Here is a 15,084-nt window from a genome sequence, read left to right as displayed (position 1 = left end):
TGGTTAGTCTTTGGCCTTGTCAGACAGGTCCGCCGCTTTCAAGGTCAGTGGCGGGTCCTTGACCTCTTCGGAAATCGGCGCGGGCGCTTGCACCTCTTCGGGGCCAGGAATTGGCTGTGCCTCGACAACCTCCTCAACGGTTTCATCCGACGCGCGCGTTGAGGTGAAAGTGACTTCGATTTCGCGCCGAAACACCAGAACATTGCGCCAGTTCACGGTCGACGTGGTCAAGCCCGAGCGTTCCTCGCTGGGTAAAAGTTCCGCGCGCTGGTATTCCCAACCATCCTGACCCATTTGGTTCAGAATCTGCTCGATTGACACAGCAAACCGCCCTTCGGCGGTTTTGACACCCTTGGCCTTGGTGCCTTTTTGTGGGGCGGGGACAACTTTGTATTCGTAGCGCTGCATCAGATCTTCCTGGTTGCCGATCCCAAGCAATCTAACATGTTGCCGGGTTTCGAAAAGTCATCTTCGCCCGTTGGGCAAATTCTGTGTCATCTGTTGCGCGTACCCTGCGCGGGGATCGGAAAGGCCCGGGCAGCACGCCCGAACACCTCCATAAAGGTCGTTTGAACTGAAAGGCTTACGATCCCAGTTTCTTGCTAACCAACTCGTTGACGGCCTTTGGGTTCGCCTTGCCGCCGGTCGCTTTCATGACCTGACCGACGAACCAGCCCGCCAGTTTCGGATTGACCTTGGCTTTTTCGACCTGCGCCGGATTGGCGATAATGATCTCGTCCAGAGCAGCCTCAATAGCGCCGGTATCGGTGACCTGCTTCATGCCGCGTTCTTCGACGATCTGGACCGGGTCACCGCCTTCGGTATAGACGATCTCGAACAGGTCCTTGGCGATCTTGCCCGAGATGGCGTCCGACGAAATCAGGTCAATGATTCCGCCCAGTTGTGCAGGCGAAACCGGAGACTCCGTGATATCGTGATCTTCTTTCTTCAGACGGCCAAACAGTTCGTTGATGACCCAGTTCGCAGCCAGCTTGCCGTTGCGGCCCTTAGCCACTTCTTCGAAATACGCGGCCGATTCCACCTCGGCGGTCAGCACTGATGCGTCATAGTCGGTCAGGCTGAATTCGGCGATAAAGCGCGCCTTTTTGTCGTCGGGCAGTTCGGGCAGCTTGGCGGCGATGTCGTCTACCCACGCCTGCTCAATCTCCAGAGGCAGCAGGTCAGGGTCGGGGAAGTAGCGGTAGTCATGCGCTTCTTCCTTCGACCGCATCGAACGGGTCTCGCCCTTGTCCGGATCATACAGACGGGTCTCCTGATCGATCTTGCCACCCGCTTCAACGATGGCGATCTGGCGGCGGGCTTCGACCTCGATCGCCTGCTGGATAAAGCGCATCGAGTTCATGTTCTTGATCTCGCAACGCGTGCCCAGATGCGAGAAATCCTGCGTTTCCTGATACTTCTCATACGCGCCCGGCAAACAGATTGAGACGTTCACGTCCGCGCGCAGGTTGCCGTTCTGCATGTTGCCGTCGCAGGTGCCCAGATAGCGCATGATTTGGCGCAGCTTGGCGATGTATGCGGCGGCTTCTTCCGGGCCACGGATATCGGGGCGCGAGACGATTTCCATCAGACAGACACCGGTCCGGTTCAGGTCGACGAAGGACATATGTGGATCCATGTCGTGGATCGATTTGCCCGCGTCCTGTTCCATGTGGATGCGTTCGATGCGGACCATGCGCGCGGTGCCATCGCCCATCTCGACCAGTACTTCACCTTCGCCCACGATGGGGTGGTAGAGCTGGGAAATCTGATAGCCCTGCGGCAGGTCGGGGTAGAAGTAGTTCTTGCGGTCAAAAGCTGATTTCAGGTTGATATCCGCTTTCAGCCCCAGCCCGGTGCGGACAGCCTGTTCCACGCAGTATTCGTTTATGACAGGCAACATCCCCGGCATCGCCGCGTCCACGAAGGCCACGTTCGAGTTCGGCTCAGCCCCGAATTGGGTCGATGCGCCCGAGAACAGCTTGGCATTGGAAGAGACCTGCGCATGCACCTCCATCCCAATTACCAGTTCCCAATCGTGCTTGGCCCCGGCAATGGTTTTGGGTTTGGGCATTTCGTATGTCAGGTCGAGCATGGCGCGCCTCATTTCCGCAGAAGTCTAAGCCTGCGTATTAGGCCCGGCACGGCCTAGGGGCAAGGGGGAATCAGTGCCCGGACAGGCGCAGACCCTTCGGTGTGAAGGTCACGTCCAATCCGCTGCGCAGTTCATCACGGAACAGATCGGCTATTGCGCGCAAAGCGTCACGTTGGCCACGAGCTGCAAAGCGCTCGGGCGAACTGATGCGGACGCTGTTATTGAACCCGTTCGCTGCATGCGCCCAGATCAGCGGGTGCAACTCGGTCAGGTGATCGCGGATCAGCCAGTTTGCGGCCTCACGAATCTGGCCGCGCACCTGATCTGCCTTGGCGTTTTGGCCAGAACCCTTCTGGATCGTGATGGAGCAATAGGCCGAAAGTAAATTGACGGTCTGCTGATCCGGACGCTGGCGCAGAATGTCGTGCAAACCTTCTACGAAGTAGTCGACATCCAAGCGCGCGCAGGCCTCTTCGTCCAGCGTAATCGCGTCGAACTGTACCCAAGTATAGCCGCCGGCACCCCAGAGCTCTTGCGTGCGGGCCGCCATGCGCAGGGCCTGAACCTCAAGTTCGTCATAACTGCCGAACCAGCGCGGTAGCAGATGGGTGCCCATCGCGCGCATATGCCGCTGGTTGTGCGGATCCAATTCGATCAGCCGTTCGTATTCATATGCCACACGCGTATTGGCCTTGCGCTGGCCTGCAAGCAGGGCGCAGCCTGCCGCAGCGATGATCGGGCTGTCTGGCGCGGCCGTACGGCAAGTAGGAAAAATTGTTGCCGCTCGGTCGAAATGCGCGGCACATCTGGATCGGTGTAGCGAAGGCAGGGTTGCTTCCGTTGTCGTGCCCCGCCACGCCCAGGCGAGGTCAATATGAGCCAGTGCCACCACCAGTGCGATCATCGGATCACCGGAATGCGCGCGCATTTCGTCTTCCAATTCTGAAATCCCGCTCAGCACATCAATTTCCGACAGTGCCTTGGCGTCGGAAAGGGCGTGCTCGACGGCCAGAACGACATCGGCCCGTGCGCCAAAGGCCAACAGTTCCGCGATTGGCATCCCGTCCGGTGCCGTGTCGCGGGCATCGTCCGCGGCGCGCATCAGGTCGGACAATTCCGTCCACCGGTCCTGTCTGGCCAGATAGCGTCCTTGCTCAATGGATGTCCGCCCAATCTCATCCTGCGCCTGAATGTCGGCCAATGGGATGTTCAGCTGCCCCTGATCGGGCAACACAGCAGAAATCGACGGATCGGCACAGCGCGCATCCGACGCGGTGGGGCGAGAAGATGATCGGGAACGAGACTGACGGTCCCTAAAAAACCAGAACATGGTAACACTCGAAACAAAAAAAACAGGTAACCTAGCGGCAAGCTTTGCCGGAAATAACGCCGAGTTCAAGTTTTTTGGGTCTGACCGTTGAGGGTTAATGGATAATTTGCGGCTTTTGATTGAATTGTTTCAAAATGCAGTGAAGTGGTGACGCTCGACACGAAAGCCCGCTTGCTGCAGAACCTGTTCGAATTCGCGGTGGTGTGGAGTCGACTCGTCCGGCAATCGAATGCGTTTCCCCGAAACCAGAACCAGCGAGACGCGAACTGAGAAATCCCACCGCGTATCGAAGCGGATGTAATCTATGTCCGAGCAATCGACCTCGGCATCGCGGGTTCCGGTAAACCAACGCAGTTTGTCCGGATCCAGGCTCAACCCGGCGCTGGTGTTCTGCGCAATGTCCCACAGAGCCGGCAAAGTGGCCAGGCTCAGAAGACCGACCAGCCACCACGCCGCGTCAAACAGGATCACAAGGGCAAGAAGCGCTGCATAGACACAGATCAGGACACCGACGGTGCGCGGCGCCCTGTTCTGACGGGTAAACGTGAAATCCATCATGCGTTGAGGATACGAGAAACCATCTCGGTCGTGTCACGTGACAGGTCCGGCGTTTCGGCGATGCGCGTCAGTTGTGCGCGGATCAGGTCCTGCCGGTCCGCGTCATAGCGTTTCCAGGTTTGGAATGCCGAACACATCCGTGCGGTGGTTTGCGGGTTCACCGGGTCCAGTTTTATGAGCCAGTCCGCCAACAGCTCATAACCAGCTCCGTCTTCCCGGTGGAACCCAGCATGATTCATTGCCAGCGCCCCCATAACAGCCCGGAACCTATTGGGGTTTTTCCAATTGAAATCAGCGTGCTCTGTTAGCGCGCGCGCGATGTCAGCTGTGGCCGCAGGGGACGCCATTGCGACCTGAAGGCCAAACCACTTGTCCATGACCAGACGGTCATGCTGCCACTGGTCATAGAATGCAGCCAGCTCGGTTTCGCCTTTTCCAGCGCGCAGGAGGCAGGACAGGGCGTTCAGTTGCAGCGTCATGTTGCCCGCCGCGTTGTATTCCTCGGTCGCTCGTACACCGCCATCCAGCCGCGAGGTCAGAGCCAGTGCGGCGCTTCCAAGCGAGCGTTTCCCGGCTTGCTCGGCATCAGGGCTGTATGCGGTTTCGATCAAGGTCTCACTGTGCAGACGGGGCAGCAGGTCCTGAACATGCTGCGCAGTCGCCTGCCGCAGCGTTTCAACGGCAGTCCAGATTGCCATCGGATCGGGTGTTTCGCCGCGATCGTGCAAAGAAGCAGCCAGCTCGGATTGTGTGGGAAGCCCCAGCATCAAGGCACGATAGGCAGGGTCCAGTTCACCGTCGCGCAGTACGGCCAAAATCCCGTCCAAATAATCAGCGCCCGGTGCAGCGTCTTCGAGGACCATGCGCAGCAGCGTGTCCTGAGCCAGCGACCGTCCCGCCTGCCAACGGTTAAACGGATCGGTGTCGTGAGCCAGCAGGAATGCACGTTCGGCATCGGTGTGGTCGTGCTCGAGGATCACGGGGGCAGAGAAGTCCCGCAGGATCGAGGCGACAGGCTTGGCCGCCAACCCGGTGAAAGAGAAGCTCTGTTCGGCCTCGGTCAGTTCCAGAACTTCAGTCGCGCGTACTTCGTCTCCGTTGGGGCCAAGCAGGCCGACTGCAACGGGGATCACCTGCGGCAGTTTTTCCGTTTGGCCGGGCGTGGCTTCGGTGCGCTGGGCCAAAGTCAGGGTATAGGTACCGTCATTCCAGTCTTCGCTCACGGTCACGCGCGGCGTGCCGGATTGGCTGTACCAGCGCTTGAACTGACTCAGGTCGCGGCCTGTCGTGTCCTCGAACACTTTGATCCAGTCTTCGATGGTGCAGGCCTGACCGTCATGGCGGTCGAAATACAGATCAAGCGCCTTGGCATAGGCTTCGTCGCCAACCAGCCGTTTCAGCATACCGATGACCTCGGCGCCTTTTTCGTAAACGGTCGCGGTGTAGAAGTTGTTGATTTCCTGAAAACTTTCCGGGCGCACGGGGTGCGATAGAGGCCCATTGTCCTCGGGGAATTGCCGCGCGCGCAAGTCGATGGCGTCGTGGATGCGTTTCACAGGGGCCGAACGCATGTCGGAGGTGAACTGCGCATCGCGGAAAACTGTTAGGCCTTCCTTCAGACACAGCTGGAACCAGTCGCGGCAGGTGATCCGGTTGCCGGTCCAGTTGTGGAAGTACTCATGCGCGATGATCGCTTCGATCCGTTCGAAATTAGCATCGGTCGAGGTTTCGGGGCTGGCTAAAACAGCCGAAGAGTTAAAGATGTTCAGCCCCTTGTTCTCCATTGCGCCCATGTTGAAGTCATCCACGGCCACGATGTTGAACACGTCCAGATCGTATTCGCGGCCATAGACATCCTCGTCCCATTTCATGGACTTCTTCAACGCTTCCATGCCGAAATCGCACTTACCCTCATCGCCGGGGCGGACCCACAGGTTCAATTCGACATCCCGGCCCGACATGGTGATGAACCGGCCGGGATGGGCGATCAGCTCGCCCGCGACCAGCGCGAACAGGTAAGCGGGTTTGGGCCACGGGTCGGTCCATTCTGCCCAGCCTTCACCTTCGCCTGACGGGTTGCCGTTGGACAGCATTACAGGGAGGTCGCCTTTGATGCGCACGGTAAAGGTGGACATCACATCGGGACGGTCGGGGTAATAGGTAATCTTGCGGAAGCCTTCAGCCTCGCACTGGGTGCAGTACATGCCGTTAGACATATAAAGCCCTTCAAGGGCAGTGTTGTTGCCGGGATCGATTTCGACCTCTGCCTCCCAGACAAATGGTTCGTCGGGCACGGCAGCGGTCAGACCCTTGTCAGTTACCTCGGGAGAAATTGCTTTGCCGTCGATCGATGCACGGATCAGCGTCAGGTCTTCACCATGCAGAAAGAATGGCTTGTCGCTGGCGTCGGGGTTCGGGCGGAAGCAAATGCGTGAGGTTACACGGGTCGCGTGGGCGGCAAGATCGAACGTCAGATGCACGCTGTCCACCAGATACCCAAAGGGCGTGTAGTCTTTCAGATAGATCGTCGTTGGGGCAGCGTCGCGCATCAGGGGCCTCGCATCATTTCGTGTTTGCGCGAACGTATGGGCTGTGGCGATTGGCTGCAAGCGGTGCTGGCCCTGCCTGTGTATGCACCGAACCGGATTTTGGTAAGTCTTTTTGACCGCGACGCTGCGACGCAAGTTGCCTATCGGAAACTTTCGCCCTAAATGCTGACGGCATACAGTCGTGCACATTCGCGGGAGAGACAACATGAGCAGCAGACAGTCGCGCAGCGGACTGCAGGTGGATACGGTTCTGGCCGAGTTTATTGAGGGTCAGGCCCTGCCGGGTACAGGTGTCACAGCGGATGCCTTCTGGGACGGTCTTGCGCGCATGGTTGCTGAGTTGGGCCCCAAGAACCGCGCGTTTCTGGCCAGGCGGCAGGAGATTCAGGGCAAGGTCGATGCATGGCATCTTGAGCGCCTGGCGAGGGAGCATGACGCCGAGGCCTATCAGGCGTTCCTGCGCGAGATCGGCTATCTGGTCGAAGAAGGTGCGGATTTTCAGATCGAAACCGCCAATGTCGACCCCGAGATCGCCTCGATCCCAGGACCGCAGCTTGTTGTTCCGATCACAAATGCCCGTTTCGCGCTGAACGCTGCCAATGCGCGCTGGGGCAGCCTGTATGACGCGCTTTACGGCACGGATGCCATGGGTGACTTGCCCGAAGCAGGCGGCTACGACGCGGCACGCGGCGCGCGGGTGATTGCCTGGGCAAAAGGTTTTCTGGATGACGCGGTGCCTTTGGCAAACGGTTCGTGGGCGGATGTATCTGAACTGCGCGTCGAAGAAGGCGCGCTGGTGCCTGCATTGGCGGATGCCTTGCGTTTTGTCGGCTACGGCGGTTCGGCCGAGAATCCAGATTTCGTCCTGCTGAAGAACAACGGCCTGCACATCCGGATCGTGATCGACCCGTCCAGCAACATCGGCGCGTCCGATCCGGCGGGGATCGCGGACGTTTATCTGGAATCCGCGCTCTCCACGATCATGGACTGCGAAGACTCGGTGGCTTGTGTCGATGCCGAAGACAAGGTTGTGGCCTATGGCAACTGGCTGGGCCTGATGAAAGGTGACCTGACCGAAGAGGTCACTAAAGGCGGCGGCACCTTCACGCGTAAATTGGCCGAGGATCTGACCTATACGACTGCCAATGGTGCATGGGATGTGCTCAAAGGCCGTTCACTGATGCTGGTCCGCAACGTGGGTCACCTGATGACCAACCCGGCTGTTCTGGACGCCGAGGGCAACGAGATCGGCGAAGGTTTAATGGATGCGCTATGCACCACGCTGATCGCTATGCATGACCTACAGCGCGAGGGTGGAAATTCGGTCAAAGGTTCGGTCTATGTGGTGAAGCCCAAAATGCACGGGCCTGCGGAAGTCGCTTTCTCGGTCGAGATTTTCGATATGGTCGAGGACATTCTTGGACTGCCGCGCAACACTGTGAAGCTGGGTATCATGGATGAGGAACGCCGGACCTCGGCCAACCTCAAGGAATGTATCCGAGCCGCGAAATCGCGTGTGGCCTTTATCAACACGGGCTTTCTGGACCGGACCGGCGATGAGATTCACACCTCGATCGAAGCGGGTCCGATGCTGCCGAAAGGCGACATCAAAAATACGCCGTGGATTGCCTCCTACGAGGATCGCAATGTCGATATCGGTCTGGCCTGCGGCCTGAAGGGTAAGGCGCAGATCGGCAAGGGTATGTGGGCCATGCCCGACCGGATGGGTGACATGCTGGAGCAGAAGATCGGCCACCCGAAATCCGGCGCGACCTGCGCCTGGGTGCCGTCCCCGACGGCTGCGACCCTGCACGCAACGCATTATCATAAGGTGGACGTGCTGGCCCGTCAGGACGAACTGGCCGCGGGCGGTGCACGCGGTACGCTGGACGACCTGCTGACCATTCCGCTGCTGGGCGGGCGCAACCTCAGCGAGGACGAGATCACGCGTGAGATCGAGAACAACGCGCAGGGCATTCTTGGCTACGTAGTGCGATGGGTCGATCAGGGTGTAGGTTGTTCGAAGGTGCCGGACATCAACGATATCGGCTTGATGGAAGACCGCGCTACCTGCCGGATTTCGTCTCAGGCGCTGGCCAACTGGTTGCATCACGATGTCGTCTCGGAAGAGCAGGTCATGGCCGCGATGCAAAAGATGGCCGCCGTGGTGGACCGCCAGAATGCGGATGACCCAGATTATCGCCCGTTGGCACCCGGTTTCGACGGAATTGCTTTCCAAGCGGCCTGTGATCTGGTCTTCAAGGGGCGTGTGCAGCCATCGGGCTATACCGAGCCTGTTCTGCATGCCCGTCGGTTGGAACTGAAAGCCAGCCTCTAACGTTTGAAGAATAACAGGATACGATATGGCAGTTTCACTACGCAAAGCCCGCACCATCATCCGCAAATCCCTTGAGAAAGGGCATGAGATGGAGCTGAAACCACTTTCGATTGCCGTGCTGGACGCAGGTGGGCACGTGATCGCGTTCGAACGCGAAGATGGCGCTGCACCCGGTCGGTTCGCGATTGCGCACGGCAAGGCTTATGGTTCGGTCATGCTGGGCATGGCTGGCACTGCTCAGATGCAGCGGGCAGAAGGGCAAGCCTATTTCATGGCCGCCGTGAACGGAGTCTACGGCGGGCAAGTGGTGCCTGTTCCGGGCGGCGTTTTGCTGCGTGACAAGAAGGGTGCTGTGATCGGAGCCGTTGGGGTGACCGGCGACACGTCCGATAATGATGCCGCAGCGGCATTGGCCGGGATAGAAGCCGCTGGCCTGACCGGCGAGATCTGAACTATTGAAGGGCGGAGGGCCTGCAAGGCTCTCCGATCCTCGCGGGCGTTCCCGCGATGCCGCAAGATCCGGCAGCGGTCGATAAGTACAGCGAAGACCGGACATCTTCTAACATGTGCATGGTTGAACAAGAGCTTGCGCTACCACGCAGGGCTTGTGCTATTGCGCGCTTATCACGCTGCCGATAGGTTTTTGAAAGCAAAGGAAACAACACAGGAACGCAGAATGTCTCGACCCGTCGTCGGTATCATCGGCAATTCGTATTTGATGAATGATCAATATCCAACCCATGCCGGTGGGACGATGAACTCGGACGCGGTTGCGAATGTGTCGGACTGTTTGCCGCTGCTGATCCCCGCCGATCCGCGCTATGTCTGTGTCAATGAGCTGCTTGAGGTTTGCGATGGCTTCCTGCTGACCGGCGGGCGTCCGAACGTTCATCCCGAGGAATACGGCGAGCCTGCAACTGAAGCGCATGGAGAGTTTGATCGGGCCCGCGATGCCGTCACTCTGCCACTGGTGCGCGCCTGCGTTGAGCGTGGCCAGCCATTCTTCGGCATCTGTCGCGGGTTTCAGGAAGTCAACGTGGCGATGGGTGGAACCCTCTATCCTGAGATCCGGGATTTGCCGGGCCGCTTGAATCATCGGATGCCCCCCGATGGCACGTTGGAAGAGAAGTTTGCCCTACGCCATATCGTGTCTCTGAACGAAGGTGGTGTTTTCCATCGACTGATGGGAGCGACCGAAGTGATGACGAACACGCTGCACGGGCAGGGTATCAAGACCGTCGGACACCGCGTGGTGATAGACGGTCAAGCGCCCGATGGAACACCCGAGGCGATCTACGTTCAGGATGCGCCGGGTTTCACGCTTTCGGTGCAATGGCACCCCGAGTGGGATGCCGAAAATGACCCCGTATCGCGCCCGTTGTTCAAGGCATTCGGCGCAGCTGTCCATGCTTGGGCGGCAGGATCGGACGCCCCATTGGTCCAACAGTCCGCGTAATTCATGCGCCGGTCCGGGAGAGAAGGACCAGACCGGCGCACCGCGATCAAATCAGCAGATTGAACTGATTGATCAAAGGCAGGGTGCGCGCGCGCTCACCCGTAAGGTCGAACAAGGCATTGCCCAAGGCAGGCATGGACGGAGGAGTTCCCGGTTCGCCCACACCACCCATGTGGCGGTTGGTTTCCAGAATTTTCACCTCGGTCACGGGCGCGTTGTGCATCCGCAGGGCGTCATAGTCGGGAAAGTTGTATTGTTCGACTTCACCATCCGCGAACGTGATCTCGCCCATCACTGCCGCCGACAGGCCATAGATCATGCCGCCATACATCTGGGCCTCGACCGTGCCGGGGTCTAGCGCCAGGCCGACATCGCAGGCGATCCAGGCCTTTGCGATGCGGGTGGTGCCATCCTCGTCGATCACTTCGATCACCTGGGCAACCGGTGTGCCAAAGCTGTAGGTCATGGCAACGCCGCGTCCAACGCCTTCGGGGGTTTCTCCGGTCCAGCCAGACATTTCCTTAACGGCTTGCAGACAACCTGCGGAGGGGGCGTGCTCGGCCTTGGCCAGTTCCAGCCGGAATTCCAGCGGGTCGCGGCCTGCGGCGTGGGCCATCTCATCCATGAAAGTCTCGTGGAAGAAACCGTTATGGCTGTTGCCGACTGAGCGCCAAAAGCCGACGGGAATGTCCAGATCTGCAATGTGCCCGCTCATGCGATAGTTGGTTACCGCATAGGGCTGGTTAAAGAATCCTTCGACCAGAACCTTGTCGGGGCCTCCGCCGGGCATACCGGTATAGCGCTGAACCGCTTGTTGCGTACACGACTGAGACGCGACCTTGCCGTCGATCAGAACAGCCTGACCATCTTTGACTGCACCACGCATCCGGGCCATCGCGCCGGGGCGGTAGTAGTCGTGGCGCATGTCTTCTTCGCGGCTCCAGGTGGTCTGAACAGGAACACCGGGCATAGCCATTGCGACCTTTGTGGCGATCTCGCCAAAGTCCAGCTCACCCCGGCGACCAAAGCCGCCGCCCAGATAGGTGGTGTGGATCTGTACAGCCTCTTTGTCCAGATTGGCGGTGCTGGCCGCCCGTATCTGAACCAGCGTTGGGGCCTGATTGCCGCACCATAGTTCCAGCGCCGAGCCTGTGAACAGCGCAGTGGCGTTCATAGGCTCCATTGTGGCGTGGGCCAGGTAGGGTACCGTATACTCAGCGGTGATTTCCGAGGCACCTTCGGGCAGAGTGTCCACATCCCCGTCATCCCGCATGGTCGAGTTGGGTGAGGCATCGAACGCTTTCGCGATTTCGGCAAAAATGGCGTCGGTTTCCGGTGGGTAGGGGGCGTCTCCCCAGTCTACGTCGATCGCCTCGACGGCCTGAATGGCAAGCCAGGTGTTGCTGGCAATCACGGCCACGCCGTTGCCCAGATCAACGACCTTTTCGACACCGGGCATTTGTTCGGCCTCGCTGGCGTCAAAGCCCTTCATCTCGCCGCCCAGCTTGGGGTTGATGCGGACCGAGGCGAATTTCAGACCCTCGGGACGAACATCGATTCCGAACTCAGCAGTGCCTGTGGATTTGCCGACCACGTCCACGCGCGGCAGGTTCTGCCCCAGCAAACGCCAGTTGGTCGGATCGCGCAGCTCGACTTCGGGCGGCTCAATCTGACCCGCGGCTTCGGCAAGCTCGGTATAAGGTATGCGCGTCCCATCCGGTGCAATTACGGCACCGTTTTCGGTCTTCAATTGCGAACGATCAACGCCCAGACGGTCAGCCGCGGCTTGTTTCAGCGTTTCTCGTGCAGTTGCACCTGCCTCGCGCATGCGTTCGAACCCGTCGCGCATCGACGTCGACCCGCCAGTAACCTGAAGGCTGAGTGTTCGGCCAAGAACGCCCAGAGCCTCACCCAGATTGTGTTGGAAGTCCGAGATGTCATAGCCTTTGTTCGGCAACCCCTCACCGATCAGGGCTGAGTTGTAATAGGCCGCCGCCGCTGGTCCGTGCAGAACCCGGATCTGATCCAGTTCCACGTCCAGTTCTTCGGCGATCAGAGCGGCCCATGTGGTCATCACGCCCTGTCCCATTTCAGCGCGCGGGGCGAACAGGGTGACGCCTTGTTGATCAATCAGAACAAAGGGGCTGAGTGCGGTTTCTCCTTCACCCGGCTTCAGTGGGTTGGCGGCCGGGCGGCTGACGTAATACGCACCAAAAGCTACTCCGCCCACAATGGCGGCCGAGCCGATCAGGAAAGTGCGGCGGAGGATTTTTCCAACAGATGCCATCGGTTATGCCTCCTTCAACTTGGATGCTGCGTCATGGATTGCGGCGCGGATACGGGGATAGGTCCCGCAGCGGCACAGGTTGCCTTGCATCGCATCGTCGATGTCTTCGTCCGAAGGCGCGGGGTTTTCGGCCAGCAACGCGGCCGCCTGCATAATCTGGCCCGACTGGCAGTATCCGCATTGAGCCACCTGATGATCGACCCAGGCTTGCTGGATCGCAGCCATAGAATCCGGTGTTCCGACCCCTTCGATCGTGGTGACATCGCCCCAGACATCCGACAGCGCCACTTGGCACGAACGTACCGCTTCGCCATCGATGTGTACCGTGCATGCCCCGCAGGCGGCGACGCCACAGCCGAATTTGGTTCCGGTCAGGCCGATCTCATCCCGCAGAACCCAAAGCAGGGGTACATCATCTGGCAGGTCAACCTGATGTTGCTTTCCGTTGATCTTCAAGTCGGTCGCCATGGCGCACCTCTCGTAGCTGTGGCTGGTTTCTGACATAATTGGTGAAAAGTGTCAGTGTGTCAATTGACAAAATAAACAGAAAGTGTCACGAGTTCAGGTATGGCAGAAATAAAAGACGATACACGCCAGCAGGCGATTCTGACCTCGGCCTTTCAGGCCTTTGCGACTTATGGGTTCCGGAAAACTTCAATGGACGACATAGCGCGGGGCGCCGGGATGTCCCGTCCTGCCGTGTATCTGCATTTCAAGAATAAAGAGGCGATCGTCAGTAAACTGACCGAGCTTTACTATGTTGAGAAAAGCGAGGCAGTCGCCAAAGCGTTGAAAACACCCGGTTCCATACCGGATGTTTTTGCACGTGCGGTTCAGGCTCAGACCGAGGGGATAGCCGCCATTCTTGCCTCTCCTCACGGGCTGGAAGTCCTGGATAGCACCAAATCACTGGCCTCTGATATCCTGTCGCAGGGCGAGGCGGACCTGGCCGGACTATATGCCGAGTGGCTTTTGCGTGAAGAAAAAGCCGGGCGGGTCCGCCTGACCGCTGAGGCCGGGGAGATGGCCAAGACCATTACGGCCGCTCTCAAGGGGTTGAAGGTAAGCGCCGGTGGTGCCGAGGAGTACGAAAACCTTGTCACGCAGTTTTCCAAACTGATCGGCGCAGCGCTTGAGGTCAGGTAACGCGTTGCCGTACCTTGTTTTCCGGAGTATCCCACAGGCGGTTCTGCATGATATCTGCAAGGATTTCCACGGCGCGCTCAACGTCATGTTCGTCAACGTATAGCGGCGTGAAGCCGAAGCGCATGATGTCCGGCGCGCGGAAATCTCCGATTACGCCACGCGCGATCAGAGCCTGCATTGCAGCGTAACCATCTGCAAAACGGAAAGACACTTGACTGCCGCGCCGCTCGGGATCGCGCGGGCTGGCCAGGTGCAGATCAGGGCAGGTGGCTTCGACCCGTTCGATGAACAGCTCGGTCAGATCGATTGATTTGGTGCGCACGTCCTGCATATTGGCCATGTCCCAGACATCCATCGCAGAGGACAGAGCGGTCATTTGAATGACCGGAGGTGTGCCAACACGCATCCGCTCAATGCCGTTTCCGGGGCGGTAATCCAGATCAAAGGCAAATGGGGATTCGTGGCCCAGCCAGCCGGAGAGCGCGGGACGCACCCGGTTCGCCAGGCGCGGCGCGACATAGATAAACGCGGGCGCTCCGGGGCCACCATTCAGGTATTTGTATGTGCAGCCGACGGCGAAATCAGCGTTGCACCCGGCCAGATCGACGGGAATCGCGCCGGCAGAATGAGCCAGATCCCAAACTGTGATCGTACCGTTCGCATGGGCCAATTCGGTCAAGGCTTTCATGTCATGCATGCGGCCCGAGCGATAATCCACTTCGGTCAGCATCAGAACTGCCACATTCTCGGTGACGTTTTTGGCGATGTCCTCGGGGGCGACGACACGCAGCTCGTAATCCGAACCCAGAGAGCGCAGCAGACCGTCCACCATATAAAGATCTGACGGAAAGTTCCCGCTGTCCGACAGCACGACCTTGCGGTCAGGGCACAGTTCCAGCGCCGAGGCCACAGCCTGATAGACCTTAATGGAGAGTGTGTCGCCGATGACAACGCTGCCGGGCTCGGCCCCGATCAGCTGGCCGATGCGATCACCCAAGCCCGTCGGCAACCCCATCCACCCGGCCTTGTTCCAGCCGGTGATCAACATCTGCCCCCATTCCTGAACCATCATTTCATTCACCCGATCTCCGGCAGCGCGGGGCAGCGGCCCGAGTGAGTTGCCGTCGAGGTAAATGACACCTTCAGGCAGGTCGAACATGGCTTTGGTCGCGGCAAAGTCGGTCATCATAATCCTGTGAATGTGGTGGGCACTTTTCGGGTTAAATGGCTAACTGATCCAAAAGCGTCTGTCCATGTTCGACGAATTTGATGGCAACCGCGGTGGGTAGAGAAAAGGTTTTTCTGCTGCGACCAACTGTGGTTTT

Annotated in this window: 12 protein-coding genes; 4 read left to right on the top strand and 8 right to left on the bottom strand. The window is 59.0% G+C overall.

Annotated elements, in window-relative coordinates; translation table 11 throughout:
• Window positions 1-3 precede the first annotated feature (3 nt).
• The 5 genes from MHN28_RS05780 to pepN form a co-directional block, all read right to left on the bottom strand.
• Window positions 4-408: a DUF4177 domain-containing protein gene (locus tag MHN28_RS05780; RefSeq protein ID WP_239337042.1), complete on the bottom strand. Its 405-nt coding sequence runs from the start codon at window positions 406-408 to the stop codon at window positions 4-6.
• Window positions 409-583: 175 nt separating this feature from the next.
• Window positions 584-2,095, bottom strand: a complete 1,512-nt coding sequence (gatB, locus tag MHN28_RS05775) for an Asp-tRNA(Asn)/Glu-tRNA(Gln) amidotransferase subunit GatB (protein WP_239337041.1) — start codon at window positions 2,093-2,095, stop codon at window positions 584-586.
• Window positions 2,096-2,165: 70 nt separating this feature from the next.
• Window positions 2,166-3,425, bottom strand: coding sequence for a hypothetical protein (locus MHN28_RS05770; protein WP_239337040.1), 1,260 nt, complete (start codon window positions 3,423-3,425; stop codon window positions 2,166-2,168).
• Window positions 3,426-3,554: 129 nt separating this feature from the next.
• Complete coding sequence (locus MHN28_RS05765) at window positions 3,555-3,983, bottom strand: hypothetical protein (protein WP_239337039.1); 429 nt, start codon at window positions 3,981-3,983, stop codon at window positions 3,555-3,557.
• Window positions 3,980-6,532: an aminopeptidase N gene (pepN, locus tag MHN28_RS05760; RefSeq protein ID WP_239337037.1), complete on the bottom strand. Its 2,553-nt coding sequence runs from the start codon at window positions 6,530-6,532 to the stop codon at window positions 3,980-3,982. The genes MHN28_RS05765 and pepN overlap by 4 nt, the downstream gene beginning before the upstream one ends.
• A 205-nt stretch (window positions 6,533-6,737) precedes the next feature.
• On the opposite strand from pepN, the gene MHN28_RS05755 reads away from it, so the two are divergent.
• The 3 genes from MHN28_RS05755 to MHN28_RS05745 all read left to right on the top strand — a co-directional run bounded on the left by MHN28_RS05755 (window position 6,738) and on the right by MHN28_RS05745 (window position 10,326).
• On the top strand, window positions 6,738-8,870 hold the full coding sequence (locus tag MHN28_RS05755) for a malate synthase G (RefSeq protein WP_239337035.1): 2,133 nt from the start codon (window positions 6,738-6,740) through the stop codon (window positions 8,868-8,870).
• 25 nt (window positions 8,871-8,895) lie between these two features.
• Window positions 8,896-9,321, top strand: a complete 426-nt coding sequence (locus MHN28_RS05750; protein WP_239337033.1) for a heme-binding protein — start codon at window positions 8,896-8,898, stop codon at window positions 9,319-9,321.
• Window positions 9,322-9,546: 225 nt separating this feature from the next.
• Complete coding sequence (locus tag MHN28_RS05745) at window positions 9,547-10,326, top strand: gamma-glutamyl-gamma-aminobutyrate hydrolase family protein (protein ID WP_239337031.1); 780 nt, start codon at window positions 9,547-9,549, stop codon at window positions 10,324-10,326.
• A 46-nt stretch (window positions 10,327-10,372) separates the two neighbouring features.
• Here the strand turns inward: MHN28_RS05745 and MHN28_RS05740 are convergent, their stop codons facing one another.
• Both MHN28_RS05740 and MHN28_RS05735 read right to left on the bottom strand, forming a co-directional pair.
• A complete protein-coding gene (locus MHN28_RS05740; protein ID WP_239337029.1) occupies window positions 10,373-12,613 on the bottom strand; it encodes a xanthine dehydrogenase family protein molybdopterin-binding subunit in 2,241 nt (746 codons plus the stop codon).
• Between the two features lie 3 nt (window positions 12,614-12,616).
• The gene (locus tag MHN28_RS05735) at window positions 12,617-13,081 is read right to left on the bottom strand and encodes a (2Fe-2S)-binding protein (RefSeq protein ID WP_239337028.1); all 465 of its coding nucleotides are present in this window, start codon (window positions 13,079-13,081) and stop codon (window positions 12,617-12,619) included.
• 99 nt (window positions 13,082-13,180) lie between these two features.
• On the opposite strand from MHN28_RS05735, the gene MHN28_RS05730 reads away from it, so the two are divergent.
• A complete protein-coding gene (locus MHN28_RS05730) occupies window positions 13,181-13,759 on the top strand; it encodes a TetR/AcrR family transcriptional regulator (protein WP_239337027.1) in 579 nt (192 codons plus the stop codon).
• On the opposite strand, the gene kynU is transcribed toward MHN28_RS05730, so the two are convergent.
• The gene (gene kynU, locus MHN28_RS05725) at window positions 13,752-14,945 is read right to left on the bottom strand and encodes a kynureninase (protein WP_239337026.1); all 1,194 of its coding nucleotides are present in this window, start codon (window positions 14,943-14,945) and stop codon (window positions 13,752-13,754) included. The genes MHN28_RS05730 and kynU overlap by 8 nt on opposite strands.
• Between the last annotated feature and the right edge of the window lie 139 nt (window positions 14,946-15,084).

The sequence above is a fragment of the Ruegeria sp. Ofav3-42 genome, from assembly GCF_022347725.1.
Lineage (GTDB): Bacteria > Pseudomonadota > Alphaproteobacteria > Rhodobacterales > Rhodobacteraceae > Ruegeria.
Note: the sequence above shows the minus strand (reverse complement) of the source record. Positions and strands in the feature narration are given on the sequence as shown.

What these genes read in the sequence shown, in the direction of transcription:
- MHN28_RS05745 (WP_239337031.1), top strand. Translation starts at nt 9,547, where the DNA reads ATGTCTCGACCCGTCGTCGGTATCATCGGCAATTCGTATTTGATGAAT.
- MHN28_RS05730 (WP_239337027.1), top strand. Translation starts at nt 13,181, where the DNA reads ATGGCAGAAATAAAAGACGATACACGCCAGCAGGCGATTCTGACCTCG.
- MHN28_RS05770 (WP_239337040.1), bottom strand. Translation starts at nt 3,425, where the DNA reads ATGTTCTGGTTTTTTAGGGACCGTCAGTCTCGTTCCCGATCATCTTCT.
- MHN28_RS05765 (WP_239337039.1), bottom strand. Translation starts at nt 3,983, where the DNA reads ATGATGGATTTCACGTTTACCCGTCAGAACAGGGCGCCGCGCACCGTC.
- MHN28_RS05735 (WP_239337028.1), bottom strand. Translation starts at nt 13,081, where the DNA reads ATGGCGACCGACTTGAAGATCAACGGAAAGCAACATCAGGTTGACCTG.
- MHN28_RS05750 (WP_239337033.1), top strand. Translation starts at nt 8,896, where the DNA reads ATGGCAGTTTCACTACGCAAAGCCCGCACCATCATCCGCAAATCCCTT.
- MHN28_RS05740 (WP_239337029.1), bottom strand. Translation starts at nt 12,613, where the DNA reads ATGGCATCTGTTGGAAAAATCCTCCGCCGCACTTTCCTGATCGGCTCG.
- pepN (WP_239337037.1), bottom strand. Translation starts at nt 6,532, where the DNA reads ATGCGCGACGCTGCCCCAACGACGATCTATCTGAAAGACTACACGCCC.
- MHN28_RS05755 (WP_239337035.1), top strand. Translation starts at nt 6,738, where the DNA reads ATGAGCAGCAGACAGTCGCGCAGCGGACTGCAGGTGGATACGGTTCTG.
- kynU (WP_239337026.1), bottom strand. Translation starts at nt 14,945, where the DNA reads ATGACCGACTTTGCCGCGACCAAAGCCATGTTCGACCTGCCTGAAGGT.
- MHN28_RS05780 (WP_239337042.1), bottom strand. Translation starts at nt 408, where the DNA reads ATGCAGCGCTACGAATACAAAGTTGTCCCCGCCCCACAAAAAGGCACC.
- gatB (WP_239337041.1), bottom strand. Translation starts at nt 2,095, where the DNA reads ATGCTCGACCTGACATACGAAATGCCCAAACCCAAAACCATTGCCGGG.